The following is a 24,922-nucleotide window of genomic DNA, read 5'->3' as shown; positions in this document are numbered from 1 at the left end:
ATCACCATTATATTAAATGGCACTTAAATCCATCCTACAGTAATGAAATCTCCCTAATCGTAGCTAATCTCTAAAGATCTCATCTGATCTCATTCTGTAACCAATTCACAATATTCATAACATCACTGTTCGCACTATTTTTTCTTACTATCGCGTAGAAGTTATAGTCGCATTCTATGAACCCAAAAGGCGCAATAATCCTTCCATTCAAGATTTCTTTTTCTACTAAAATTTGAGGCGCTATCGCAATCCCCAATCCGGAAACAGCAGCCTCTATCATTAAATTGAGACGATCAAAATAGCGATCATTCCATTTAGTCTGAACGTTCAGATTGGATCGTTCAAACCAGATAGGCCAGGCATTCTTATTAGAATGGGTATGCAGTAATGGGTACTTCAAGAGATCATTGATTGTATTCAAATGATAGGTTTCACCATTACAAACAGGCCCCATGTGATCCGGAAATAAAAGGTATTTATCCAAAGAGTCAGGTAGCATCTGATCTAAACTTAAGCTATTGATAAAAATATCAATTTGTTCTTTTTCCAGTAGCTTTAAGTCGTTACAGGTCATTAATTTAATATGGATATTGGGATAAACGATTTCGAGTTCCTCTAAGCGTGGAATCAGCCAATTCGCCATAAAACTATGAGATGCTCCGATCACAATTTCCATTTCTGAAGTTTTGTTACTTAACTCAAAGACACATTGTTCTAACTCATTGAAAAAATGAGTACAAAGAAGGGATAAGTCTTCTGCCTCTCTGGTGAGAGAGATCATTGATGAATGCCGGATAAAGAGTTTTTTATTCAACCACTCTTCCAACTGTTTGATTTGATGGCTAACCGCACTATGAGTTACACATAATTCTTCTGCAGCCAAGCTGAAACTTTTATGTCGCGCGACTGCTTCAAATGCTTTCAGAGAATTTAAGGGTGGTAAGGTTCTACGTTTCATGCTGTAAATTTTTCTAACATCATGAGCTAAAAATATATCAATTATAAGAAAAATGGAAATATTTTAAGATTCAGTAAATTTTTATGCTTGGAGAGAGATGGAATGACAACTCCTTATACCGGTCAGGGTCCTGATAAATATGGTTTTTTTGGGAAATTTGGCGGCTGCTATATGACAGAGAGCCTGATGCCTGCCCTACAAAATTTAGAACACGCATTTAATATCATCCGGCATCAACCTGAATTTTGGACTGACTATCGACAAATTTTGACGGACTTCGTAGGTCGTCCTAGCCCTCTGTTTTATGCAAAAAATCTAACAGCGTATGCAGGGGGAGCCAAAATATATCTCAAGCGAGAGGATTTGAACCATACCGGTGCCCACAAGATTAATAACTGCGTGGGACAAATCTTGCTGGCTAAATTCATGGGTAAAACCAGAATTATTGCAGAAACGGGTGCTGGACAACATGGCGTTGCCACAGCAACGGTCTGTGCGCTGTTTAAGATGAAGTGCACGATTTATATGGGTGAAACTGATATTCAGCGTCAGCAGCCCAATGTTGACCGCATGAAATTACTGGGTGCTGAACTCAAAGGCGTAAAAAAAGGCCGTGGAACCTTGAAAGATGCCATGAATGAAGCTTTGCGTGATTGGATCAGTAACGTAGACACGACTTACTACCTGTTGGGAACAGGTGCAGGTCCCCATCCTTATCCAACCATCGTGAGAGAGTTCCAAAAAATTATTGGTATAGAAGCGAGAAATCAAATCCTCCTCAAAGAGAATAAACTCCCTGATGCTTTGGTTGCCTGTGTAGGTGGTGGATCAAACGCATTAGGACTCATGCATTCCTTTCTACAAGATACTAATGTCAAAATGTTTGGGATTGAAGCCGGTGGAAAAGGGACAGATAGTAGTGAGCATGCTGCCTCGATTTCAAAAGGTCGAGTCGGTGTCCTGCATGGTAATTTGACTTACTTACTACAAGATTCAGATGGACAAATTTTAGAAGGACATTCTATCTCTGCAGGACTGGATTATCCTGGGGTTGGTCCAGAGCATGGCATTCTGTTTGAAACAGGTCGCGTGACTTATGCAGCGGTCAATGATGAAGAGGCCGTGCAGGCCTTCCAGTTGTTGAGTCAGCAGGAAGGCATTATCCCGGCATTGGAAAGTTCTCATGCCATCGCATATGCCATCAAGCTCGCAAAAGAAATGCAGCCGGAGCAGACCATGATCGTCAATTTAAGTGGTCGAGGTGACAAAGACTTAGACACAGTCAAAAAATATCTTGCAGGAGCAACCGCATGAACCGCTTAGATCAAAAACTAGCGCAATTAAAACAGGAACATAGAAGCGGTCTGGTCTGTTATTTTACGGCTGGAGATCCTGACTTTAATGAAAGTTGTCGTCTGTTTAGTCAATTAGGACAAGCCGGAGCTGATATCATCGAAGTTGGCATTCCATTTTCTGATCCTGTTGCAGATGGAGAGACCATCCAAGCAGCCCATCTCAGGGCGCTCAGTGCTGGACAAACCGTACATCAGACAATTGAGTTGGTTAAAGCAGTCCGTCTACAGGATGACACAACTCCGATTATTTTTATGACCTATTTAAATCCGATCATGCAATATGGTTTCGAGAAACTGGTTGAGGATACCGAAAATCTGATTGATGGGATCATGATTCTGGATGCGCCCTATGAATATCGGGAACAATTTAAACTGCGATTAACTGAAAAAAATATGCATTTAATCGCAATGACTGCACCCACTACTCCTGTTGAGCGATTGGAACAAATCTCAGTAAGTGCGACAGGATTTTTATATCATGTTGCGGAAAATGGCCTCACCGGAGGCAATTTTAATCTACCCAATCTTGAAAAAAAGATCGCTGAAATCAAACCCATTTTTAATGTCCCGATCGCCATTGGCTTTGGGATTAAAAATGAAAGTCATATGAAAGCTTTGGCCAAGAAAGTTGATCTGGTTGTGATCGGCTCAGCACTGGTTGATACTTTCTTTAAGCAAGGTGTGGATGCGACATTAGAAAAAGTAAAGAAATTCGCACAGATTCTAAAAGAGAAATCTTAATTTTTGAACCGGTAAATAATTTTTTCTTCATGATCATCAATAGAGCACTTATGACCTAAAGAACAGGATCCCTATTCTTTAGGTCATAAGTGCTCTATTGATGATGTGTTTCAGCCAGCTCTAGAGCATTTAAATCGAGTTGCTCCAGTTCTACCAACTGCTTGTTGAGTAAATCAATCAAATCATTTTCATAAGGATTCATCACAGATTGGTCAGCGAATTGATCATTTGGATTACGTAAAGGACATTGATCTAAAGACAGGCAACCGAAACCAATACATTTATCTAACTGGGACCTGAGCTGGAGCAAATACATAATTTTTTCATCTAACTGCTCTTTCCATGTTTCCGATAACGCTTGCCAGTCTTGCTTATTGGCAATTTTGTTCTCCGGCAATATAGAGAAATGATCTTTCAGTTGTTGCAAGCTGATCCCAACGACTTGAGCCACTTTAATGATGGCGACCCTGCGCAGCATGGCACGCTGATAACGTCGTTGGTTTCCATTTGAGCGCATGCTCGATATGAAACCTTTCTCTTCATAAAAACGTAGAGCAGAAACGCTCACACCACTTCTATCAGCGAGTTCACCAATACTCAGCTATTGGGAAGAAAGTTTTTGGTCTTCCTCTGAATCATGCAGCAAATGATTATCCAATTAGCTTATTCCAAGTCATCAAATTCTAATCAATTATATTTTTTATTTAACTTGAGGTTTTAGAATCGCTACATTGAATTGATTTTTAAATGATATCTAGTTGTTTTTAATATAGTGATGAGGTTGTCATGCCGGTTTTTGTCAAAAATATGCTAGAGAGTTGTTGGTTATGGCTGATTGCTCGCTGCTGCCTGGCCTTTTTATTTTTAAGTTCTGGACTCGCTAAAGTTCTCGATACTGAAAATAGCTTCCAGGAAATGCGTGCAGCTGGTTTGGAACCTGCCTGGTTGTTTAACTATGCTTCAGCAATCGTTCTGTTATTTGGTTCTTACTGTATCTTATTTCAAAAGTACCTGTGGTTAGGTGCAGGTGCTCTTTCGGTATTCTTATTGCTCACAATCCTAATTGTTCACAATTTCTGGACCATGTCAGCTCCACAAGCCACAATCTCCATGTATTTTGCCTTTGAACACATGGCGGTGATTGGTGGTTTGATCAGTCTTTGTATCGCTCGTCATTATCGCAATAAAGTGAATGAGTTAATGGATGCAAAGCACACGTAGTGATTAAAGTAGAGTACGTGGTTAATAGATTCCTGAAAAGGCGTTACGCTGCGATACTTTCTCTTGAAGCTGCTGTTTTTCCTGAGCGGATAAAAAGGCGATGCTCAAACCGTTTTGCTGCGCTTGTCGGATTTGTGTTTCGGACAAGCCTGCCTGTGCTGCTGCGTGTAAATATTCATGTTGAATATCAATGCCTTCAACCGCAGGGTCGTCACTGTTAATCGTAGCTAAAATGCCATGTTCAAGAAAGGTTTTAAGCGGATGTTGAGCAATATCGGCAATGGTACTGGTTTGCAGATTTGAGGTAATGCAGGACTCAATCCCGATCTGATGTTCAACTAAATAATCCAGTAATTTTGCATCTTCCACAGCTTTCACCCCATGACCGATACGGGTTGCACCGAGGGTTTGAATCGCTTGCCAAATACTGCTTGCACCTGCGGCTTCGCCTGCATGGATACTGATGTGCCAGCCTGCATCACGAGCTTGCTTGAAATGATCAATAAACAGTTCCCCTGGAAAGCCCAGTTCGTCACCTGCCAAATCTAGTGCGGTAATCTGGTCACGATGAGTCAGTAATGCATCCAGTTCTTGCTGACAGTGAGCTTGCCCAAAGGTACGACTCATAATACCGATGAGCTTAGCAGGAAGATCAAAGTCACGGCTGCCTTGCTGAACGCCATCAATCACGGCTTCGACTACGCCAGCCAGTGGAAGTTGATGGCTCATCGCCATATAAAAGGGTGAAAAGCGCAGTTCGACATAGTCCAAACCTTGCTGTGCTGCATCTTGCATATTTTCCCATGCGACACGGCGGCAGGCTTCCAAATCACCCAAGACTTTCACGCCCCAATCCAGTTTGTTTAAGAAACTCAGCAGGTCGGGCTGATTGTTCATGACCTGAACATGCGGCAGTAGTTCGGGCAGGGTGTTGGCAGGTAGTTGAATCTGAAATTGCTGCCCCAGTTCTAAAATGGTTTGCGGACGGATATTGCCATCTAGGTGGCGGTGTAAATCGGTGAGCGGGATATTTTTATCAATCATTATTATTCACTTAACGGTTTATCCAGTCAAAAAAAGCGTGATGTCCTCAGAGCATAATCGCAAGTAGATTCATTATGCTACTGCATAATCATATATGCTGTAGTGAAGGCGATATTTTAAAAGAGATAAGCCTTTATTAATGGGTTATGGAGTATTGTTCTATCCATCGCTGATGGACTTGAACAGTGCTAAGAACATACTTATGCTTGGGCATAATCTAGCAGTAGGAATCACCGTCCTTAAAGGGCGGTGAGGATGTCAAATTCATCATGGAGAGAGTGCGGAACATATAAAAAGCGCTCTTATGCCACGCTCACATTAAATAATGATCCGATCCAGGAGCTGAATAACATCGCGATAATGCCCCAAAGCATCACCCGAATTGAGCCTCTCCAGATACTGACTCCGCCCACATAACTGGCCAGTGCACCCATAACGCCAAGACTTAATACCCCAATCAGCATGACGCCTTTCTCTAAGTATTGGTCAGGCAGCAGCATAATGGAAATTAAAGGAAAGAGTGAACCGATTGTAAATGCAGTGGCTGAAGAAAATGCAGCGCGAAAGGGCTGGGCAGAGGTATGATCTAAAATACCAATTTCATCACGAGCATGGGCATCTAAAGCATTATGTGCGGTCAGCTGGCGGGCGACTTCTTCAGCTAAAGTGGGTTGTAATCCGCGTTGTATATAAATATTTTTTAACTCATTCAATTCATGTTCGGGATGGAGTTGCAGTTCACGTTGTTCCATCTCCAGATCATTCTGTTCAATGTCTTGCTGAGATTTAACCGAAATATATTCACCCGCAGCCATTGATGCAGCCCCAGAGATCAATCCGGCAATACAGGTCACCAGTAGGGTATGGGTAGATGCGCCACTGGCTGCAATTCCGACCACGAGACTGGTGACTGAAATAATCCCGTCATTTGCCCCCAGCACCGCTGCACGTAACCATCCAGCACGTTCAATATAATGTTTTTCGATATGATAAGAATGGCGCACAATAAACTCTCTTGCTGTTATCCACATGATTATAGTCAATATAGGATGACGAAACCTTAATTGAGCGAGACAATAGCGAATATAATCCCTATCCATCCCTATTCTTACCATTTTGAATAACTTGCTTTAAATACCCATCAATCCAGTACTGCATCCATATTCAGGCTTGATATCATTGGTATTTCGTTCACTGGCAATCAAATTAAGATTCAGATAATAGGTCTCTTTCATAAATTAAAAAATGTTCAATATTAGATTTTTTTAAATCAGCACGGCCTCATTTAATTGATTTAATTTTTTTACCTTTTCGTAGGCAATGTTGTGGGTTTTAGCGCAATGAACATTTCCGTAAAAAGGATTCATCCTGATTCAATCTGAGTAATCGTTTCATTCTTTACATTAAATCAATACCGAAATGGTGCAAGATAGCGGCCCATGCCAGGAAAATAACCAAGGTCATTACACAACAAAGGGCTAGAGCTGGCCAAAATCCATAACGCTGATACAGCAGGGGAAATGCTAAAAACATCGGTAAGGTCGGCACCGCATACCAAAAAGTGTACCAAGCATGATTTGAAATTTTCTGTGGATCTTGATGCTCAAGTTTCATCCATATCAGCACCAGTACCGTTACAATGGGTAAGGCTGCGATCAACCCGCCTAAACGGTCACTACGTTTGGCCACTTCTGAAATAAGTATCACCATCCCAGCTGTGAGCGCATACTTAGCAATAAGCCAGACCATGTGCATTTCCTAAAATTAATCAAAATTTTATTTTATAGCGGATTGAAATCAGTTACATATTTTATTTCATCGATAACTGAGGAGCGATAATGAGCTGTCAGCCTAAAATAGAAATGACTGTGCTTTGGGTATCCTTAATTTGTGAAATAAATCATTTTTCCGGATTGACCTGTCTATAAGTAAAGGGTTTACCTTCATTGAACAATGAACGAATGACAAAAAATATGCTTACTGTATCCCGCTTAGCTAAAAGTCTCAATTTATCGAGAAGCACCGTTCTTTATTATGAGAAACAGGGTTTATTAAAACCCAGATTTATAGCTGAAAATGGTTACAGATGGTACGGTGAAAGTGAAATCGAACGACTGAAAAGTATAGTCTCTTATCGCGCTTACGGACTATCAATTTCAGATATCTGCTTGCTTTTAGAACCGTGTAGCATATCCCAAGGTCAAATCTTGGAAAATCATTTTAGGACATTGGAGAAAGAGATTAATAACTTAAGGGTTCAGCAAAAAGCCATCATTGAGTTGTTAAAAAAATCAATTTTATTAAAGGAAAAGTTCATGAATAAAGCGAAATGGGTAGAAATTATGACTGCGGCTGGTTTATCAAAAGAAGATATGATGAAGTGGCATCAAAAATTTGAAGAAATGGAGCCTGAAGAGCATCAGAAATTTTTAGAGTCACTAGGAATTTCACCAGAGGAAATTTCACAAATTCGCAACCTCTAGCATTTCCTTTCTTGAGTCTAATCTCACAATATTTAACATAATTGTGCTTATACGAAATTCGATTGTTATTCACCAATTAAAATGTCTATGCGATAAACCAAATAGAAATGTCCTATACCGACATTTCCAATTCAAGCACAGGATTCAGATTTCGTTGTTGAATTGCTGTTTTCTGTGCACGTCTGCTTGGCATCTTTTGAGAACGATTGCGTTTGTTTTGTTGTTCCAGTTCTTCATGCTGTTGTTGAATATGATTGAGAACAGCACCCAACCGTTTATTCTCAACAATCTCGCGCTGGTTGAGCTGACTTAACTTATCGAAGATACTGTAATTGATCTTCCGGCCTTCATGCATGAGGGCCACAGTACCATCCGGGTATTCTAGAAATTCAAGATACTTACCGGTTAGCCTCTGATTTTCTGCTGTAGTCCAGCCAGTTTATTGAAGACGCTATAGTTGATCTTCCGTCCTTCATGCATGATGGCCACAGTGCCATTTCTTTGAGTTTCTCGCACATTTGGCAAACTTCTGATTGAACTGCTCAATAAAGCAGGGCAGCCACGCATTTGCTTCGGAAATCGAGCAGATACCTTCCAGGCGCATCTCCTTGATCAGACGGTCCTGCAGCGTCCTGTTAGCACGTTCCACACGACCTTTGGCCTGTGGTGAGTTGGCAAAGATAATATCAATGTTTAACTCATTCAGAATCCGGCCAAATTGCGTGATCTGGCTGTCCTGACTGGATTTCTGGTTCACTCTGAATACCGAATGTTTGTCGCTATAAAAGGCCAGCGGCTTGCCATATTGCTCAATGTAGGCTCTGGTCGAAAGCATATAGTCAAAGGTGGTTTCAGCCTCACAAAAGCGCAGATGCAACAGCTTTCCAGTCGCGTCATCGATATAAACCAGCAAACAGCATTTGGCTGCACGTCCTTCAAACCAGTCATGATATGAACCATCGATCTGGATCAGTTCACCGAAGCAATCACGGTTATATCGAGGCTGATATGGACGTTTCAGACGCTTGGATCGCGGAATCCAGAGCTCATTGGCAGTCATCCAGCGACGAACTGTTTCCACAGGAATATTCAGACCAAATATGCTGCTGAGCTTCTCACGAGCCAAGGTTGGGCCAAAGCCCAGCAGATGTTCAGAAATAATGGAAAGGCATTCAGATTTTACGGCTTCATCATGGCGAGGATGGCCAGGTTGACCACGACTTGCATGTGTCAGGCCTGAAACATCGTCTTGCTTGAGCTTGTGCAATAACCGGGTAATTTGACGGGTTGAAAGATTCAGAATTTCAGCAGCACGGACTTGTGTAATAAGTTGATCTCGAACATCTTGCAGGACTGTAAGACGTTGTATTTCCTTGTCAGACATAGTGATCAGCATCTCGATTCATATCCAGTCCATGATGTTGATGCGCATCATAGACCAGACATTTTTATTGGTGAGAATACAGACACTTTAAATGGTTTCTAATATTTTAATTTCGCATAATATACATTATGTTAAATGGATAGTGATTAGTTGAATTTTCATCTTTTAAAGAAGCGTTAATCTTGGGCTTTTTTTTGATGTTATTCTAATGATCAATTAGTTTGGATTTTCCTGATACTGAGGTGCAGCATCCTCTATTTCATACCAAGCTGGCTTCGATGAAACAAAAACATGGAACTGATTTCTTAAGACGGGATCATCGTCTAAACAATTAACTGGTATTGGAAAAGATGCACTCTCTGAACCGATTTCACCCAAAGCAGTTCCGCACTTTTTACAGAACGTTCGTACATAGCTAAATGGTGGTTCAGGCTTATATGTTTGTATAAACTCTTTACCTTGAAGCAAATTAAAGGATTCTTTTTTTACAAAAAGAATCGTACTCGATCCGAGCTTACGACAACGTGAACAATGGCACGTTCCCATCATGTCAGGAACAGTATTCAATTCAAATTTAACAGCACCACAACAACAACTACCCTGAATCATATTTTGCCTATATTTATAAAGATGTTTGGACATTTTTAATGGAAAAAAGTATAACTATTAAATCATTATCCTGCATAGCAGCCATTATATTAAATGGGTGAGAACTCTCTGCATATCATGCTTAAAGCTAAGATACACATCATTAGAGATAATCCTTTGAACAAAGCACTTTGTATTTTTAAATTACGTAGAATTTTTTTTTAGACTCAAAGAAAAAAATACATAAAGACCACCAGTGATACCCAAAGTTAAAATTGTTATTAGGGCGTGTTCTCATTTGGCTTTGCACCAAATAAATATGCAGGCTATACGGATCATAGATTTATAATTGCGTGCTAGTTTATCGAATCGAGTTGCAATAGCACGGAAATGTTTTAATCTCGCAAAAGCATTTTTAACTAAATGTCTTAATTTATATAGATATTTATCAAATTCCTTATTTGATCTCAATGGAATAATGGGTATCATATTCTTGTTCTTGGCACATATTCTAATGTGCTCAGCATCATACCCCTTGTCAGCAATGAGATAAGTTGCCTCGCCTACAATATCAATCAGTTGTTTTGCAACTTGACTGTTGTGGACGTCACCCCTAGTGATTTTAAAATCAATCGGTAATCCATTCGCGTCGGTTGCAAGATGTATTTTTGTTGTTCGTCCACCGCGTGATTGTCCAATGGCTCTTTCGAAACCATGCTGAGCTCCACTTGCATGTTGATGCACGCGTATGTAGCTTCCATCAATGAATACCCATTCCTGATCCAGAATGCCTCGTAATCTAAAAAAAATTTATCCCATAATCCCTTACTTGCCCAGCGATTGTAAGCAGTTTGCCAAGGGCAAAGTTCTTGAGGAATATCACGCCATGTCGCACCCGTACGTAGTTTCCATAAGATGGCTTCCATGATATTTCTACTGTTTTTTGAACAGTAACAACCGTGTAATCGCATAGTATCTTGAATTTGCTGCCAAATATCATCGGTGAGAAGAGTACGTGCCATTGAAAAAATATAGAAATGAAAAGAGCTTAAAGGAGGATTTTAAGTATTTAAAACCAATTCTTCAAATGAGGACACACCCTAGTTTCTTCCATCAAGTGAAAGGAAAAGATACAGGAATCAGTATCATTGATTCCACTAAATTGGTAGTTAGCCATAATCCTCGAATTAAAAGGCATCGTGTATTTAAAGGCTTGACCGGTCGTGGAAAAAGTAGTAAAGGTTGGTTTTATGTTTTTAAATTACATATTATTATCAATAATTTAGGTGAAATGATTAATCTCAAGCTGACATCAGGGAATGTTCATGATGTTGCTGTACTGGATTCTTTAACTCAAGAATTAAAAGGGATTCTACTTGGAGACAAAGGCTATTTGAGCAAAGCAAAAGCCGAAGCTTTAGCAGCAAGAGGACTCAAAATATTGACCCCATCACGTCGGAATATGAAAAATAAATCCATCCAAACTGAAGAAGAAAAACAATTGCTTTGCAAAAGAGGATTGATCGAAACAGTGAATGATCAATTAAAAAATTTACATCCACTTGAACATTCACGTCATCGTTCGGTGAATAACTTCATGGTGAATATCATGGCTGCTGTAGTGGCATATTGCTTGAATCCCAATAAGCCAACTTTCCAAAATATGCTAAGAGGCTAAGCGAATTTCATCGAACTCAGGTTATCTAATTCTTTTTCTATATAGGTTTGTAAGGTATACAAAGACAAATCGATTTCTTGTGAACAGCTGCTCACGCTTTTTTCAAGCAGTGATGTTAAATTTTCTACACCAGTCCGAGCTTCAGCTTCTGCGTGCTCACGTGCAGTGTGCAAGGTATAGGCCAATAAGCTGATCATAAAAATATTCATGATCACTACAGTAAGGACAAGAAGGATAAAAATCGATTTGTTTTTGATTGGCATATTCCCTCTGTAATCCCAATGCAGTACCTCAAAATATAATCTTTTGGGGCTAATCGAATAGATTAAAAATCATTCAAAATTAGCATAATCTAACACACAATAATATTGGCTCTCTTGCTTAAATCAAAAAATACATTTTTTATAATTCCGAGCAATTTTGTTTCAATAACCATCAGTGGATGAATTCTCGCCATGTTCAATAAGTTCAAGAGATAAAAAGGGGGAATTTTATCTCTTGAAAGCCCACCTAATGTCACTTAGCTATATCTCTCAATGAGCCACCCAGCAGACGAGCAACCTACAAAATATTTCGTCATGCAAAGACCGCCCGGTCTCGTCCCTGCTGCTTTCCTGAATACATCGCCTGGTCTGCTCTTGCAATGGCTTTTTCCATGCTTTCATCAGACCCGACGTGGATAATACCGACCGTGGCGGTGATATAGATCACTTCACCACTTTTTAATCGGGTCGGATTGCTATGCAGTGACTGAAAAATTCTGTCGATAATCTCATGCAGTGAATCGGAATTATCCACTTCTAGAAAGATTAAAAATTCCTCGCCACCAAAGCGAAAAATGTTGTCCGTATCTCGAAGAGAATCACGCAGTATCTGTGCCGTATGGGCAAGAACTTCATCACCCGCCTGATGTCCATATTGATCATTGACCGCTTTAAAATGATCCAAATCCAGTAAACCGACCGCCAATATTTTCTGGTTTTTTTCAGTGCTCTGACGCAAGGTACTGAATTGATTCTCCATTCCATATCTTAAGGCCAAACCGGTTAAAGGGTCATACTGCAATGCCTGGGTAATCAAATGGGTTCTAAAATAAATTAGCAGTTCCAGCAGATCATTCTGACTTTTTTGATATTGACTGACTAAAGCTGCCTCTATGCACTGATTGTCACTGAGCTTGGAAAATATATTATGCAAATGATGATGCACAAGATAATGCACCTGCTCCAGTTCCCGGGTTTTATCAGGATTGATTTTTTCAAATTTAGCGTGGTTTGATTGAAACCATTTGCCAAAATGACACAATAAATGACTCTCTTTCGCGGAAAATTGTGGCTCGGCAGGTGTTTTTAAAACCAGATATTGAAATACTTTTTGCGCCCAAGCGATATGTAGCCGAATGCCCTCATCTATCTCGATCAGTGCTGCATTTTGAGAGTTTTTAGTGTGATGTAATTGATCCATAGAAAAGAGTATCTCAAATAAGCGTATTGAATAGGTTGAACAACAGGTCATTTACAGCATTTAAAAGTTCATCTCGGCAAGCATCCCGATAAAGTATTGATCTAACTTTTATTTTACTTGATTTGTGGTGTTTTATTAAGTTGAATTTAAGATAAGAGCGATGTGAAAAAGTATAAATCCGGGCTGAATAAATCGACTTAGCCCGCCGATAGCAGAACGTACAGCACCATTTTTGGCTCTCTTTCATCATGCGCTATGATGAATTACTTTTAAGCCCCTTTTTTTTAAAAGCAAAGGTTGGAATCTCCCGATCCTAACCTTGGGGACAGCTTTACTCTTCACATTCTGTTCACGACTCTTTATCTAGAGTAAGTACATGAATTTAAGACGGACAGTGATGATGAAACATGTTAAGAAAATAATGGCAGCGGCCTTGTCCTTACCGCTACTATCTTTGACCGGATGTCAAAGTGTTCCCAGTTATTCAGCCGATTATGCAAAATCCAGAAGTGCTGTTCAGGGGGTAGCCCTGGATGAGGCCAAAGCGCTGGATATTGGCACCCGTTTTACCTCAGCATTTAATACTTTGGGCACACCAGCTTTTGTGGAACGAGCCGGCTCGCTGTATGCCGATCCGCTGTTTATTAACGATACCCTGTCGCAGTTTTCATCCCGGCAAAATCTAGTCCAGCATTTTCAGGGTATGAACAAACGGGTCAGTAACGTCAGTGTCAAGCTGTTAAACACCTCTTATCATCAAGATTCTGCCTATGTGCATTGGCATATGGCTTATGACTTTAAAATGTTCGGCACGACCCGCAGTATGGACTCTTTTGGCATCAGTGAAATCAAGGTTAACCAGAACAATGAGATTATTTTCCAGCAGGATTTCTGGGATCCGGCCAATGGTCTGTATCGTTCACTGCCTTATGTAGGAGGTGCTTACTCATGGGTATTGCCTTTCAAAAAATCGCAATAGGCACGACGCTGCTGCTCGGAAGTTTCAGTTCATGGACACATGCCCAGAGTATGACTCAATGTGGTAGTGGTCCACTGCTGGTGGCTCAGAAACAGGTTGGCGTTGCCCGGTATTATGCCCAGAACTGTACAAAACCATGGAAAGGCCAGAATATGCAGATTGATTTTTCATATACACAGGATATTCCGGAATGGGCTTTCAAGCGCGCAGCCTTTCATTTTCTGAAACGGAATGAGCGAGAGTCTAAGCATCTGACAGTACTAGATAGAATCACCCAGCTTTATAAGCCAGTAAAATCAGGTGATCTGTATCGCTTAAGCTATAAATCCGAGACTCAAACCCTGACCTTGGTGCTGAATCAGCAGGTACTGGGCCATCTTCAGCATCCGTTGGCCCAGCAATATTTTAATATATGGCTGGGTCCCCAGCCATTTAGTGCTAAATTAAAACAGCAATTATTAAATTAGTATCCGCAGCTATGTCCAAACATTTTATCCTCATGGTCGAAGATCATTACGAACTGGCTTCCACCCTGTGTGAGTTTCTGGAAGAACACGATTTTGTGGTGGATCATGCCCGGAATCTGAATGCTGCGCGCCAGTTACTGAAACAGCAGCGCTATCATATCTTGCTTTTGGATATTAACCTGCCTGATGGTTCCGGTTATGAACTGTGTGAATGGCTGCGTCATGAAGAAGGTCAGGACTTGCCAGTACTGATGCTGACCGCTCGGGATACACTGGATGATAAACTCAAAGGCTTTAATTCGGGCACGGATGATTATCTGGTCAAACCATTTGACTTTAACGAGCTGGTGGTTCGGGTCAAAGCCCTGATCAAACGTTCACTGGGTGAAGTCTCCAATAACCGTCTGCAAATTCACGATCTGGTTCTGGATCCGGCAAGGCAGCAGCTGACTCGGGCTGGAAAGACCATTGAATTGCCTCCAATTCAGTTTAAACTGCTGAAACTGCTGATGCGCCATTCACCCAAGGTACTAACCAAACAGGAAATCATGATGGAGCTTTGGGGCGATGAAGAACCGGAAAGTGATGCACTGCGCAGCCATATCTATAATCTGCGTAAGATGGTCGACAAACCTTTTGAGCAGAAGCTGATTCATACCATATCCGGGGTCGGTTTAAAGATTGCTTTAGAAGCTTAAGTTTTTCAGGCGGAAACCTCGTTTAAATACACCACGACAATCAGTCCGGTGGTCATCGTCAGATCAACATCCTGATGGGTGCTGAGATAATACTGCCGGTCAAACAGTTCCACCCGCCAGCCCAACTGCTTGCACAACTTCTGTACCAGTTGCAGTCCAATGCCATGACCTTTGATTTCTAGTTGCAACTGCTGGCCAGACAGTTCCTGAACCTTGGAATTATTCGGCAAAGGAATCCCTATGCCGTTATCTGCCACCAGCACTTTATTTTTTTGCAGAATGACATCAATTTCGGTGCCTTGCGAATAGTTCAGTGCATTGCGCAGAATATTGCCAAACACCATTTTGGTCATGGATGGATAAAGTTTACGTAGCTGTTCGTCGAGGTCTTTTTGAAAATCAATTTGCATGCCTTTGTTATGGCTAACACTGTCCAGATCCTGAACCAGATTTTCCAGACATTCTGAAAGCATGGTCGGCTCAGCGGTTAAAGTATTGGTGGTATTGCGGGCGATGGCCAGCAGAGTGTCAACCAATAGCTGCATGTCTTCAATGGTGTTGTGTAGGCGGGTAAAGGATTTGTTGTCGCCATAACGTGCCTGACACAGCTGCACATTGCCTTTTAGAATGGTCAACGGCGTACGCAGTTCATGACTGACATCACCGGTAAACTCGCGTTCACGCTGAATAAACTCGTTTAAGACCTGATGATATTTTTCCAGTGCCTGCTTGAGATATTCCGCTTCCAGATTAGAGTCGGTCCGGATGTCCTGAAACGGTGAAACTTGATTTTTCTGATGTTCCCAGTCAATCTGCTCCAGTGCATTGGCCAGACGGGTGATCGGTGAAAAATAGCGCCGGGCACGGCGATTCCACCACCACAACACGCTATAAAGTACAAACAAGCTGACCATCAGCGGCGCCAGACCAAACAGCCAGACCAGCTTGTTGACGTTACTTTCGCCAAACACCAGCAGCACATGCTGTCCGTCTTTTTCACCATAAACGGTCATGCGCTCCTTGCCATCGACAAAATGCCGGTTCACCCCTTGCTCAAGCTGCATGTGGCGAAATTGGACCGGCGGCACATCGTTCCAGCGGTACCCATACAGGTTTTTGGTGTCGGGCAGTTCAGCAGCTGGATTACGTTCCAGCCGCTGCCAGTAGTGTGACATTTCCTGTTCCAGCGCAGTTCTGAGCAAGGAACCCTTGATTACCCAGGCACTACAGGCAATCCCGATCACCACAGACAGGGCAATGAATCCGATTTGCAGCCAGTAGTAGCGGTTAAACACCTCACCCAAAGGATGATCGCGTTTGTCCCTAAACAGCCTTAACATTGGTCTATTCCCCGCTGGCCCATCCGATTCATCATTCAATTATATGGCTTTTTTCTTAAACAGAAAGTGGCCGATCACCCATTCACGTCCATGGTCATAACCAAATAGTTCGGCACAGGCCATAAAGAAAATCCGCCAGCGCTGCCACCAGATTGCAGCATCTGCACCATAGGTCTGTTCAAACAGGGGCTGTAGCTCGACCTGCTTTTGGTCCATATTCTCCAGCCAGGCATTTGCGGTGCGTTCATATTGGGTACCTGCCCATTGCCAGTGCATTTCCAGCTGCAAATGCTGCTGGAAATGCAGGAAGGTTGAGGCTGCAGGCATCAGACCGCCACTAAAGAAATATTTTGACATCCAGTCAAATTCATTTTTCACTTCAAACGGATAATGCAGGAAACGGTGACAGAAAATATGGCACCACAACAGGCCATCGTCTTTGAGCCAGCTGCTGATATTTTCAAACAGTTTCTGGTAATTACGTACATGTTCAAACATTTCCACCGAAACCACACGGTCGAAAGAAGCGGCTTCCAGTTGCAGTACATTGACGTCGCAGGTAATCACCGTCAGGTTTTCCAGTTTTTTCAGACGGGCCTGTTCCTGAATATACTGACGCTGGGTCGAGGAATTCGATACCACGGTAATGCGGGCTTTGGGATAATGCTCGGCCATGTACAAACTGAAAGACCCCCAGCCACAGCCTATTTCCAGAATATCCTGTCCATCCTGCAGCTGTGCACGCTGGCAATAGCTGGCCAGTGCTGCTTCTTCCGCCTGATCCAGTGAGGTATGTGCGTGTTCAAACAGGCTGGCGCTGTATTTCAGACGCTTGCCCAGTACTGCCTGGAAAAATGCGGTGGGCAGTTCATAGTGCTGTTCATTGGCTTTGTCGGTCTCGATGGCAATCTCGCTGTTTTTCAGCATGCTCAGCACATCCATATAGCGCTGTGCTGCCAGTACTGGGTCAAAGCGTCCTTCCTGTGCCAGGCGTTTTTTGCTTAAGCTGCGAATGCCAGCCCGAATCACCGCATCGGGCAGCTTGCCACTTTCGATCAGTTTCAAAGATTGTTGAATCATAAAGTCCATGTATTTACCTACTCTTTGGGTGGCCACGGAATAAACATTGAAGTTCGTTGCTGATAGTCTTTATAGTTGTCGCCGCGATGTGCCAGCGCCTGTTGTTCACTAAAGGGAATCCCAGTGATGTAGTACAGAAACAGCCACATCAACAGTGGATAGAGCCATAATTCATAAACACCTGCCGCCAGACCGAGGACCGGATAAGCAAACCAGTGCAGCCATTCAAAGAAATAGTTTGGATGGCGTGAATATTTCCACAGTCCCCGATCCAGGGTTCTGCCCTGGTTTTGCGGATCGAGCTTGAAACGGTAGAGCTGCTGGTCAGCCGTGCTTTCCCCCATCAGGCCCAGCAGCATAATCAGGGCTGCCAAGAGCACCGTGAGTTGTGTCCAGTCATTCCACTCCTGGACTGGAATGCTCAGCAGTTCCAGCATCGGGTAGGAAAACAGCACCACCAGCCCGGCCTGAAACATAAAAAAGGCCAGAAAACCGAGATGCTGATAATCGCCCATGGCCCGGCGCATATTGGCATAACGGGTATCTTCTGCAGTTTCATTGGCATAACGGCGCAGAAGATGCCAGGTCAGGCGTAAAAACCAGATGCCGCTAAATATGCCCAGAAATACCCGAACCAGCGGTGGTGCAGTTTCCATCACCCAAGCCGCGATAATAACGTTGAGTGCAATACTAAAGCTCCACGCCACATCGACCAGGCCGGCTCTGCGGTTATAGGTGACCAGCAGCCAGCTGCAGAACATGATGAAGACATTCAGCACAAGTAAATCCAGTAGCATGTCAAGCCTCCTGTTTTATCTCGGCTTAGTAAGCACTGGCTTCGAACAGCAGATGCACATCACTGATCACGCCTTCGCGGAAGCCACCTTCGCAATAACACAGATAAAAATCCCACATACGGATAAAGCGCTCATCAAAGCCGAGTTGCATTACCTGATCACGCTGCTCTCGGAAGCGCTGGCGCCAGCAGTGCAAGGTTTGTGCATAACTCTGGCCAATATCTTCCAGATGCTTGATACGTAGTTTTTGCTCGGAAGCAGCCTGGGTCATGACACTGATACAGGGAATAAAACTGCCCGGGAAAATATAGCGCTTGATGTAATCCACCGTATTCAGGGCTTTGGCATAGCGGGCATCCTCAATAGTGATGGCCTGAATCAGTGCCAGACCATTCGGTTTCAGCAGCTCACGGCATTTGCTGAAATAGGTGGGTAAATACTGTTCGCCCACTGCCTCGATCATTTCAATTGACACCAGTTTGTCGTATTTGCCCTTCAACAGACGATAATCTTTCAGCTGGACATCAACGCGATGTGATAGCCCCGCTGCTTCTACCCGCGCGATAGCTTCATCATATTGTGCTTGGGAGATGGTGATGGTGGTGACTTTACAGCCATAATGCTGCGCCGCATAAATGGCAAAACCACCCCAACCGCTGCCAATTTCAACTAAATGGTCCATCGGTTGCAGCTGAAGTTTCTGGCAGATCAGTTCTTTTTTATAATCCGAAGCCTGTTCCAGACTCATATATGGTTCTTTAAATACCGCACTGGAATACATCATGCTGCAATCCAGAAACAGCTTGAAAAAGTCATTGCTCAGGTCATAATGTTCGGCGATATTTTTGCGGCTGCCATCAATCGAATTTTTGCGCGATTTGTACCAGGCCTTTAACAGCAACTGGCTAGCCTTGGCCACTGCATTCTGGTTCATCCGGTCCAGTACATCGCGGTTACGTGCCAAAATTCGGATCACATCCACCAGATCTTCACTGCTCCAGTAACCGCGGATAAAACCTTCTGCGGCTCCCAGTACGCCATTGCGGAACAACAGTTCCATCAGACGGGGATCATGCACCTGAATCACGGCCTGTAAATCACTGTTTTCCCCGACGGCCCCGTTCCAGACGCCTTTAAAAATCAGCTGACCATGGCGTAATTTAAGCAGGTGGTGCAGTACCACCGGCAGTGTGCTTTGCTCTCCCATGAACAGTGTCTTCATCGCAATGTGTTTCCTTTTTCTTTTTTAGGATGTCGGTAAAACGGAATTTTCTTTTTCCATAAACGAAAGGCGTGCAGATAAATTCCGCTGACCATCCTGAAGGGTTCAAGAACTTTCAGCACAGCATAGCGATACTGCTGTGAAGGAACCGTGATGGCCTGCAGGGAAAATTTCAGGGTGGCATCAAATTGCAGCACGCCCTGCTCAAACAGCTGCATATGAATCACGTTCTGCTGATCAGAGAAGCTGAAGCGCCAGCGGTAATCCAGTGCCATCGGCATAAACGGCGATACATGAAAAGCCTTTTTAAAATCAAACTGGTGACTCTGGTACGGCACATGTTCAGCTGCATTGTTCCGGCAGTCGTGAATGTAAACCTGACGTTCATTCCACGGCGTATTGGTAATTTCGCTGAGCACAAAGAGTAACTGGTCGGTGGCACCAAAGACCAGATAAAACACCACCGAATTGAAACGAAAGCCCAATGTACGCGGTAGGGCCAGCACCCGGATGGAAGCGGCATGCGGTAACAGATAGTTTTCCCGCTTGATCAGCAGGCGTGCGACCTTCTGCCGAATCGAGCCACATTCCATAGTAAGAAAGTCACGCTCATCCAGGGTCAGTAAATTCCAGCGGCTAGAGGACCACAGCCAGGATTTTCGGGTAAAGGTTGAGAGTTGATCCGGATCAAACCATAGATAGGTCAGCTGGGTCTCAAAAGCATGGGCTTTGGGCAAATAACGGCGATGTCGAATTTCGGCAGCGGCGATCGCCAATGGATACATCTGCATCATGTGCTCCTAGGCCACCTGCCCGGTCTGCTGCAATAGCTGATCGACTACCCATGCAGCACTGCGCGCCCCATCTTCGTGAAAGCCCCAGCCCCAGTAGGCGCCACAGTATGAGGTCCGGTTCTGGGCATTGACTTCGCTCCAGCGTTGTTGTGCTTCAATGGCCGGCGCATCAAATACCGGATGGCGGTAATGCCGTTCTACCCAGATTTTTTTCGGATCTAGGGCAAAATTAGGATTCAGGGTGGCAAAGACCTGGGTTTTGCATTTCAGGTTCTGCAGCTGGTTCATCCAGTAACTGAAACCATAGTGTATGCCGCTGTGCTGGAACGGGGTCTGTTCGGATGCCTGACTCGGGGTCACATGCACATGCCAGCTGGCCCACTGGCGACGTGATTTAGGCATGATGCGGGTATCGGAATGCACCACCATGCGGTTATCCTGATAGCAGAACTTGCCAAGCACGTCCAGTTCCTGCGCTGACGGGTCTTTCAGCAGTTTCAGGCTGTCATCGGCGTGGCTGGCAAAAATCACCCAGTCAAAACGTTCACTGCCCTGGACAGTTTCAATCAGCACATCATTGGCACTACGCGAGACATGCCGAACGCCGGTCTTGCGGAAAGTCATGTTTGCCTGGGCCTGAATGGCACGAACATAACGCGATGATCCACCCTTGACCGTAAGCCACAAAGGCCGGTCTTTCAGCTGCAACATGCGATGATGCTGGAAAAAGCTCACCACAAATTTATACGGAATCTGTCCGGCTTGCTCCACTGGACAGGACCACAGTGCCCCGCACATCGGATAGAGATGTTCCTGACGAAAGGCTTCCGAGTAGCCATGCCAATTCAGAAAGGTGTCAATACTGAGCTGTGCATCAACCTGTTCCACATCCAGATCTTTATTGGCCGCATAGAACCGGAACAGATCCGACAACATGGCACGAAAATCAGCGTTGAGGAAGTTTTGCGGCCGTAACAGCAGCGAGAATTTTTTTGAGGGATTGTACTGCAAGCCGGTGACCTGATTATTCACCGAAAAGCCCATATCACTGCTTTGCGATTGAATCCCGAGTTCTTTTAGCATTGCGCAGAACAGAGGATAGTTATGCTCGTTAAACACAATAAAGCCACTGTCCACTGCGACCTGTTCACCGTCTATATTGATCTGATGGGTATCGGTATGACCGCCAAAGTAGTTATTCTTTTCAAAGACGGTGACTTCATGCACTTTGCTAAGTTTCCAGGCGGCATACAGACCGGAAATACCTGAACCAATAATTGCAATTTTCATGGTGATTCCTTCGATTGAATCGGGTGAGCGCCCGTCGCAGAGGCTTTTTTCTGTTTTCTAAGCTGAGCAATTTTACTGACTTCATAGACCCGTGCCGGAACGGGCTTGAGTCCCCAGACCAGCCTGAGCCAAGACATGATTTTTAGCAGGTAATAGGTGACATCAATCTGCCACCAGTAAAAGCCTTGTCTGGTACTGCCTGCATAATAATGGTGATTGTTGTGCCAGCCTTCGCCCAAGGTAATGATGGACAGGAATAAGTTGTTGCGGCTTTGATCTTCAGTGTCAAAATCACGGCTGCCGTAATGATGTGCCAGTGAATTGATACACAAGGTGGCGTGGATCAGTAACACGGTAGAGATGACAAAGCCCCAGACCAGCAATTGCAGGCCTGAAGTGCCGAGTTGTGGTAAAGCCATGGCCAGCCATTCGCCTAGCGCATAAATTCCGCCCGCAGTCAGCAGCACCACAATTAAACTGAAACGATCCAGCCAGATCAGTTCCGGATATTTCAGCCAATCCTTGATCACTTCTTGACGTGTGGCAAAGTTATATTCATTCAGAAACCAGCCGACATGGCTGTACCAAAAACCATGGGTGGAGGAATGCGGATCTTGGAGGGTATCAGTATAGCGGTGGTGATAACGGTGATGGGCTGCCCACCACAGCGGTCCACGCTGTGCACTCATGGTGCCAATCAGCACAAACAGGAACTGCACCGGACGCGAGGTCTGAAAAGTTTTGTGTGACAGATAGCGATGGAAAAAAGCGGTGATGGAAAACATGCGGATCAGGTAGAACAACAGCATAAATCCCAGCGCAAACCAAGACACTCCCACCCAGAACACGGCGAGACAGGCCAGATGCAATAGAATAAAGGGCAAAATCCTCAGCCACTGAATCTTGCTATTTTCAGCATTCAGTGTTTCGGGCGTTGTGGGTGTAGACCAGCTGTCTATCCATCGCATCAGACTTTTCAACATGGACTCATCCTATTTTCAAGCGATTGTCTTTATTCTATTTGATGAGTGTAATCAGTCAGATATGAATTTTATGTGAAGTAAATAAAAAAAGCCGAACTGTGTAGAGAGAGTGGTCAGTTCGGCAAAAGGGTAACAGATTAATGCGGTAATTTGATCAGTTTTGTGATGTCATATCCATAGTATTTCGCAGTCTCCAGATAGGATTGATAAGTGGTTTCATCCAGTTGCGGTTCACGCGATAAAATCCACAGGTATTTGTTACTTGGTCCGCCGACCAACGCCACTTTATATTCCGGATCCACGCGTAATACCCAGTAATGACCTTTAGTAAACGGAATCCACCTTAACCCTTGCGGCAAAAAACTGACCTTCAGTTTGCTGTTGCCCTTATTTTGCGGATAAGCAACCCCTTCAGAGCTGATCATCTCACCATTGGCAATCCTGCAGCTATTCAAGACACGCATAGTCTGATCGGCATTAACAGTATATTGTGCAGAGATATTCGAGACACATTTACGCTGAAAATACATCGGTAAATGCGCAATTTCATACCACTTGCCTGCATACTGCTCGATATCTACCTGATCGACTGCCTGAGGTGCAACAGTTTCTGCTCGAGTCGTTGTACTTAAGCTGATGATGGCAAGTGCTGTCGCTGCAAAAACAGATTTAAATAGCATCTTCATTTTTTAGCCTTGTTGTATTCTAGGCTTAAGATAACCTAGGTGGGTGTGAACAAAGCGTGAAGACAAAATGGTGAAATTCAGTATTTGTGATTGAATAATTTAAGCTGGATTAATCTTATTGGCCGTACAAGAATTCTATCAAATGGAGCGTAAAACTCTAAGCGTCCGCTCAGCCCCACTTTTTTTATCTGCTCAACATCACGATACTGTCCACGTAAAATGAACTGGACAGCTATTTATGGATTTAAGGACAGTCAGATAAGGTATATACTTTACAACAACAGCTAGACTCACCTAGGAGCAGGCAAATGCCTATCAAATTTGTAATCCGATTCACTAGTATTTTAGTTTCATTATTAATTTTGGCTGCTCTTGTCAACCAGTTTTTCTTTTCAAGTCAAGTAACAATTGACGTATGGATCCTTTCATTCCCCATTATTGTGGGTGTTCCAATTTTTGCATCTATTATCTCTGCAACAGATAATGAATTAAATCAATCCCACTAATTAGTGTATTTACATGAATTAGATCTCTTTCATAAATCAAAAAACGAGCACCTTTTTGATTAATATTTGTACTCTAACTTTCTTAGCATTCGTGCATAATCTGCGGATGAAATACATTGATTCAAAGAAGCTTTCTGAAACACAGTTTAAGTGATATACAGGCATCTCATGGTCAACCTTTTATTTAATGGTTGAGCAATTGCAGAAGCATGTTCCAGCTAAAGGCAGACCACCCAAATTAAGTCTGGAGGATCAGGTTCTGCTCTGTCTGAGCTATTGGCGGGAATACCGAACCTTTATTTCACATTGCTACGAGTTACGGGGTTTCAGAGCCCACAGCCTCAAGAATTGTGCATCATGTTGAAAACTGCCTGATTCAGTCCAAGCTGTTTAATTTACCGAAGAATTTGCCCGAAGGCGAAGGCATAGACTGGAATGTGGTGATCGTGGATGCCACAGAAATTCCAATTCAAAGGCCTAAAAAAACAGAAGAAAAGCTATAGTGGCAAGAAAAAGACGCATACCTTTAAAGTACAGGCCATCATCCATTATAAAACTCAGCAAATTCTGAGTTTATGTAGCAGTCGCGGTGCTGTACATGATTTCGAGCTATTTAAAAGAAACATAAAGCTGATTCCTTCAGAAGCCTTTGTTCTTGCAGATAAAGGCTACCAGGGAATTTATGCTGTGTATCCTAATAGCCTATTGCCGTTAAAAGCCAAAAGACGCTGTAAACTGGATCCTGAACTCAAAATCTATAATCAGGAAATCAACAAAAGAAGAATCGGGATCGAGCATGTATTTGGTCGCCTGAAGACCTTTAAAATCCTTGCTGGACGTTACCGAAATAGAGGTAAAAGACTGGGTTTGAGATTCAGTTTAATCGCTGGAATCTATAATTTGGAGTTGAGTGAAAAATGATTTATGAAAGAGATCTATTGATAAAGTAGTGATCTAATCGCTGAAAAATTCATTATAAATTATAAGATGTAATGCCAGTCAGTTAAGAAATTGACTGGCATTTTCTTGGATATTTCTGTGGTTTGATCATAAACGTCCGCAGCATCCTCTGTTACAAGAGAAGTTTTATCAGTTAGTAATAAAAAACCATTTATCATCATATTGATTTACTTAAATTTTTTATATTTAAAATTGAAATGCTAA

Annotated in this window: 28 protein-coding genes and 2 pseudogenes; 12 read left to right on the top strand and 18 right to left on the bottom strand. The window is 43.1% G+C overall.

All coding sequences use genetic code 11. The features are described 5' to 3' along the window. Nucleotides 1-79: 79 nt before the first annotated feature. Nucleotides 80-958, bottom strand: coding sequence for a LysR substrate-binding domain-containing protein (locus LZZ98_RS13805; RefSeq protein ID WP_237788342.1), 879 nt, complete (start codon nt 956-958; stop codon nt 80-82). A 102-nt stretch (nt 959-1,060) separates the two neighbouring features. Here LZZ98_RS13805 and trpB point away from each other — a divergent pair, with 102 nt between their 5' ends. Beyond that, on the top strand, nt 1,061-2,272 hold the full coding sequence (gene trpB / locus LZZ98_RS13800) for a tryptophan synthase subunit beta (protein ID WP_237788341.1): 1,212 nt from the start codon (nt 1,061-1,063) through the stop codon (nt 2,270-2,272). Continuing rightward, entirely contained in the window at nt 2,269-3,054 is a 786-nt protein-coding gene (gene trpA / locus LZZ98_RS13795; protein ID WP_237788340.1) for a tryptophan synthase subunit alpha, read from the top strand. The genes trpB and trpA overlap by 4 nt, the downstream gene beginning before the upstream one ends. Before the next feature lie 94 nt (nt 3,055-3,148). On the opposite strand, the gene soxR is transcribed toward trpA, so the two are convergent. Continuing rightward, the gene (gene soxR / locus LZZ98_RS13790; protein WP_237788348.1) at nt 3,149-3,655 is read right to left on the bottom strand and encodes a redox-sensitive transcriptional activator SoxR; all 507 of its coding nucleotides are present in this window, start codon (nt 3,653-3,655) and stop codon (nt 3,149-3,151) included. 185 nt (nt 3,656-3,840) lie between these two features. Here soxR and LZZ98_RS13785 point away from each other — a divergent pair, with 185 nt between their 5' ends. Then, on the top strand, nt 3,841-4,275 hold the full coding sequence (locus tag LZZ98_RS13785) for a DoxX family protein (RefSeq protein ID WP_237788339.1): 435 nt from the start codon (nt 3,841-3,843) through the stop codon (nt 4,273-4,275). A 21-nt stretch (nt 4,276-4,296) separates the two neighbouring features. On the opposite strand, the gene add is transcribed toward LZZ98_RS13785, so the two are convergent. From add to LZZ98_RS13770, 3 genes are all read right to left on the bottom strand, one after another. Beyond that, the gene (gene add, locus LZZ98_RS13780; RefSeq protein WP_237788338.1) at nt 4,297-5,319 is read right to left on the bottom strand and encodes an adenosine deaminase; all 1,023 of its coding nucleotides are present in this window, start codon (nt 5,317-5,319) and stop codon (nt 4,297-4,299) included. A 302-nt stretch (nt 5,320-5,621) separates the two neighbouring features. After that, entirely contained in the window at nt 5,622-6,323 is a 702-nt protein-coding gene (locus LZZ98_RS13775) for a VIT1/CCC1 transporter family protein (RefSeq protein ID WP_237788347.1), read from the bottom strand. 394 nt (nt 6,324-6,717) lie between these two features. Next, complete coding sequence (locus LZZ98_RS13770) at nt 6,718-7,068, bottom strand: DUF3147 family protein (protein WP_237788337.1); 351 nt, start codon at nt 7,066-7,068, stop codon at nt 6,718-6,720. A gap of 212 nt (nt 7,069-7,280) precedes the next feature. Here LZZ98_RS13770 and LZZ98_RS13765 point away from each other — a divergent pair, with 212 nt between their 5' ends. Continuing rightward, complete coding sequence (locus LZZ98_RS13765; protein WP_237788336.1) at nt 7,281-7,802, top strand: MerR family transcriptional regulator; 522 nt, start codon at nt 7,281-7,283, stop codon at nt 7,800-7,802. A gap of 112 nt (nt 7,803-7,914) precedes the next feature. On the opposite strand, the pseudogene LZZ98_RS13760 reads toward LZZ98_RS13765, so the two are convergent. The 3 genes and pseudogenes from LZZ98_RS13760 to LZZ98_RS13750 form a co-directional block, all read right to left on the bottom strand. Beyond that, nucleotides 7,915-9,198, bottom strand: a pseudogene (locus LZZ98_RS13760) (ISNCY family transposase). A 204-nt stretch (nt 9,199-9,402) separates the two neighbouring features. Then, the gene (locus LZZ98_RS13755) at nt 9,403-9,828 is read right to left on the bottom strand and encodes a GFA family protein (protein WP_237788335.1); all 426 of its coding nucleotides are present in this window, start codon (nt 9,826-9,828) and stop codon (nt 9,403-9,405) included. Nucleotides 9,829-10,068: 240 nt separating this feature from the next. Next, nucleotides 10,069-10,796 (bottom strand): IS5 family transposase gene (locus tag LZZ98_RS13750; protein WP_237788334.1). Its coding sequence is split into 2 segments (ribosomal slippage): nt 10,069-10,571 and nt 10,571-10,796, totalling 729 coding nucleotides; the frame shifts between segments, so codons are not numbered across the junction. A gap of 80 nt (nt 10,797-10,876) precedes the next feature. Between LZZ98_RS13750 and LZZ98_RS13745 the strand changes: the two are divergent. Next, a pseudogene (locus LZZ98_RS13745) lies at nt 10,877-11,452 on the top strand (IS982 family transposase); the annotation flags it as partial. Here the strand turns inward: LZZ98_RS13745 and LZZ98_RS13740 are convergent. Both LZZ98_RS13740 and LZZ98_RS13735 read right to left on the bottom strand, forming a co-directional pair. Beyond that, the gene (locus LZZ98_RS13740) at nt 11,449-11,661 is read right to left on the bottom strand and encodes a hypothetical protein (protein WP_237788333.1); all 213 of its coding nucleotides are present in this window, start codon (nt 11,659-11,661) and stop codon (nt 11,449-11,451) included. The pseudogene LZZ98_RS13745 and the gene LZZ98_RS13740 overlap by 4 nt on opposite strands. Before the next feature lie 367 nt (nt 11,662-12,028). After that, nucleotides 12,029-12,916, bottom strand: coding sequence for a diguanylate cyclase (locus LZZ98_RS13735; protein WP_237788332.1), 888 nt, complete (start codon nt 12,914-12,916; stop codon nt 12,029-12,031). Nucleotides 12,917-13,316: 400 nt separating this feature from the next. On the opposite strand from LZZ98_RS13735, the gene LZZ98_RS13730 reads away from it, so the two are divergent. From LZZ98_RS13730 to LZZ98_RS13720, 3 genes are read left to right on the top strand one after another with little or no spacing between them, the layout of a single operon-like run. Beyond that, complete coding sequence (locus tag LZZ98_RS13730) at nt 13,317-13,895, top strand: nuclear transport factor 2 family protein (RefSeq protein ID WP_237788346.1); 579 nt, start codon at nt 13,317-13,319, stop codon at nt 13,893-13,895. Further along, the gene (locus LZZ98_RS13725; RefSeq protein WP_237788331.1) at nt 13,865-14,362 is read left to right on the top strand and encodes a chalcone isomerase family protein; all 498 of its coding nucleotides are present in this window, start codon (nt 13,865-13,867) and stop codon (nt 14,360-14,362) included. The genes LZZ98_RS13730 and LZZ98_RS13725 overlap by 31 nt, the downstream gene beginning before the upstream one ends. A gap of 11 nt (nt 14,363-14,373) precedes the next feature. Then, the gene (locus LZZ98_RS13720) at nt 14,374-15,060 is read left to right on the top strand and encodes a response regulator transcription factor (protein ID WP_237788330.1); all 687 of its coding nucleotides are present in this window, start codon (nt 14,374-14,376) and stop codon (nt 15,058-15,060) included. Between the two features lie 5 nt (nt 15,061-15,065). On the opposite strand, the gene LZZ98_RS13715 is transcribed toward LZZ98_RS13720, so the two are convergent. The 8 genes from LZZ98_RS13715 to LZZ98_RS13680 form a co-directional block, all read right to left on the bottom strand. Further along, nucleotides 15,066-16,400, bottom strand: a complete 1,335-nt coding sequence (locus tag LZZ98_RS13715) for a sensor histidine kinase (RefSeq protein ID WP_237788329.1) — start codon at nt 16,398-16,400, stop codon at nt 15,066-15,068. Between the two features lie 39 nt (nt 16,401-16,439). After that, nucleotides 16,440-17,489: an SAM-dependent methyltransferase gene (locus tag LZZ98_RS13710; RefSeq protein ID WP_237788328.1), complete on the bottom strand. Its 1,050-nt coding sequence runs from the start codon at nt 17,487-17,489 to the stop codon at nt 16,440-16,442. A gap of 8 nt (nt 17,490-17,497) precedes the next feature. Then, nucleotides 17,498-18,277 carry a DUF1295 domain-containing protein gene (locus LZZ98_RS13705; protein WP_237788327.1) on the bottom strand — a complete coding sequence of 260 codons (780 nt, stop codon included), beginning with the start codon at nt 18,275-18,277 and terminating at the stop codon, nt 17,498-17,500. Nucleotides 18,278-18,302: 25 nt separating this feature from the next. Beyond that, the gene (locus LZZ98_RS13700) at nt 18,303-19,499 is read right to left on the bottom strand and encodes an SAM-dependent methyltransferase (protein ID WP_237788326.1); all 1,197 of its coding nucleotides are present in this window, start codon (nt 19,497-19,499) and stop codon (nt 18,303-18,305) included. Further along, nucleotides 19,496-20,290 carry a DUF1365 domain-containing protein gene (locus tag LZZ98_RS13695; RefSeq protein ID WP_237788345.1) on the bottom strand — a complete coding sequence of 265 codons (795 nt, stop codon included), beginning with the start codon at nt 20,288-20,290 and terminating at the stop codon, nt 19,496-19,498. The genes LZZ98_RS13700 and LZZ98_RS13695 overlap by 4 nt, the downstream gene beginning before the upstream one ends. A 9-nt stretch (nt 20,291-20,299) precedes the next feature. Continuing rightward, the gene (locus LZZ98_RS13690; RefSeq protein WP_237788325.1) at nt 20,300-21,583 is read right to left on the bottom strand and encodes an NAD(P)/FAD-dependent oxidoreductase; all 1,284 of its coding nucleotides are present in this window, start codon (nt 21,581-21,583) and stop codon (nt 20,300-20,302) included. Continuing rightward, nucleotides 21,580-22,566 (bottom strand): acyl-CoA desaturase, encoded by a 987-nt coding sequence (locus LZZ98_RS13685; RefSeq protein WP_237788324.1) that lies wholly within the window; start codon nt 22,564-22,566, stop codon nt 21,580-21,582. Before LZZ98_RS13685 ends, LZZ98_RS13690 begins: the two co-directional genes overlap by 4 nt. A gap of 137 nt (nt 22,567-22,703) precedes the next feature. Next, nucleotides 22,704-23,252, bottom strand: coding sequence for a lipocalin family protein (locus LZZ98_RS13680; RefSeq protein ID WP_237788323.1), 549 nt, complete (start codon nt 23,250-23,252; stop codon nt 22,704-22,706). A 308-nt stretch (nt 23,253-23,560) separates the two neighbouring features. Between LZZ98_RS13680 and LZZ98_RS13675 the strand changes: the two genes are divergently transcribed. The 4 genes from LZZ98_RS13675 to LZZ98_RS13670 all read left to right on the top strand — a co-directional run bounded on the left by LZZ98_RS13675 (nt 23,561) and on the right by LZZ98_RS13670 (nt 24,679). Further along, complete coding sequence (locus LZZ98_RS13675; protein ID WP_166171913.1) at nt 23,561-23,758, top strand: hypothetical protein; 198 nt, start codon at nt 23,561-23,563, stop codon at nt 23,756-23,758. 187 nt (nt 23,759-23,945) lie between these two features. After that, nucleotides 23,946-24,122, top strand: a complete 177-nt coding sequence (locus LZZ98_RS15655; protein WP_269091849.1) for a transposase family protein — start codon at nt 23,946-23,948, stop codon at nt 24,120-24,122. Continuing rightward, nucleotides 24,064-24,261, top strand: a complete 198-nt coding sequence (locus tag LZZ98_RS15515; RefSeq protein WP_442862718.1) for a hypothetical protein — start codon at nt 24,064-24,066, stop codon at nt 24,259-24,261. The genes LZZ98_RS15655 and LZZ98_RS15515 overlap by 59 nt, the downstream gene beginning before the upstream one ends. After that, the gene (locus LZZ98_RS13670; protein WP_237788322.1) at nt 24,209-24,679 is read left to right on the top strand and encodes a transposase family protein; all 471 of its coding nucleotides are present in this window, start codon (nt 24,209-24,211) and stop codon (nt 24,677-24,679) included. Before LZZ98_RS15515 ends, LZZ98_RS13670 begins: the two co-directional genes overlap by 53 nt. Nucleotides 24,680-24,922 lie beyond the last annotated feature (243 nt).

The sequence above is a fragment of the Acinetobacter sp. SM34 genome (genome assembly GCF_022012365.1).
Lineage (GTDB): Bacteria > Pseudomonadota > Gammaproteobacteria > Pseudomonadales > Moraxellaceae > Acinetobacter.
This window is presented reverse-complemented; position numbering and strand designations above follow the sequence as displayed.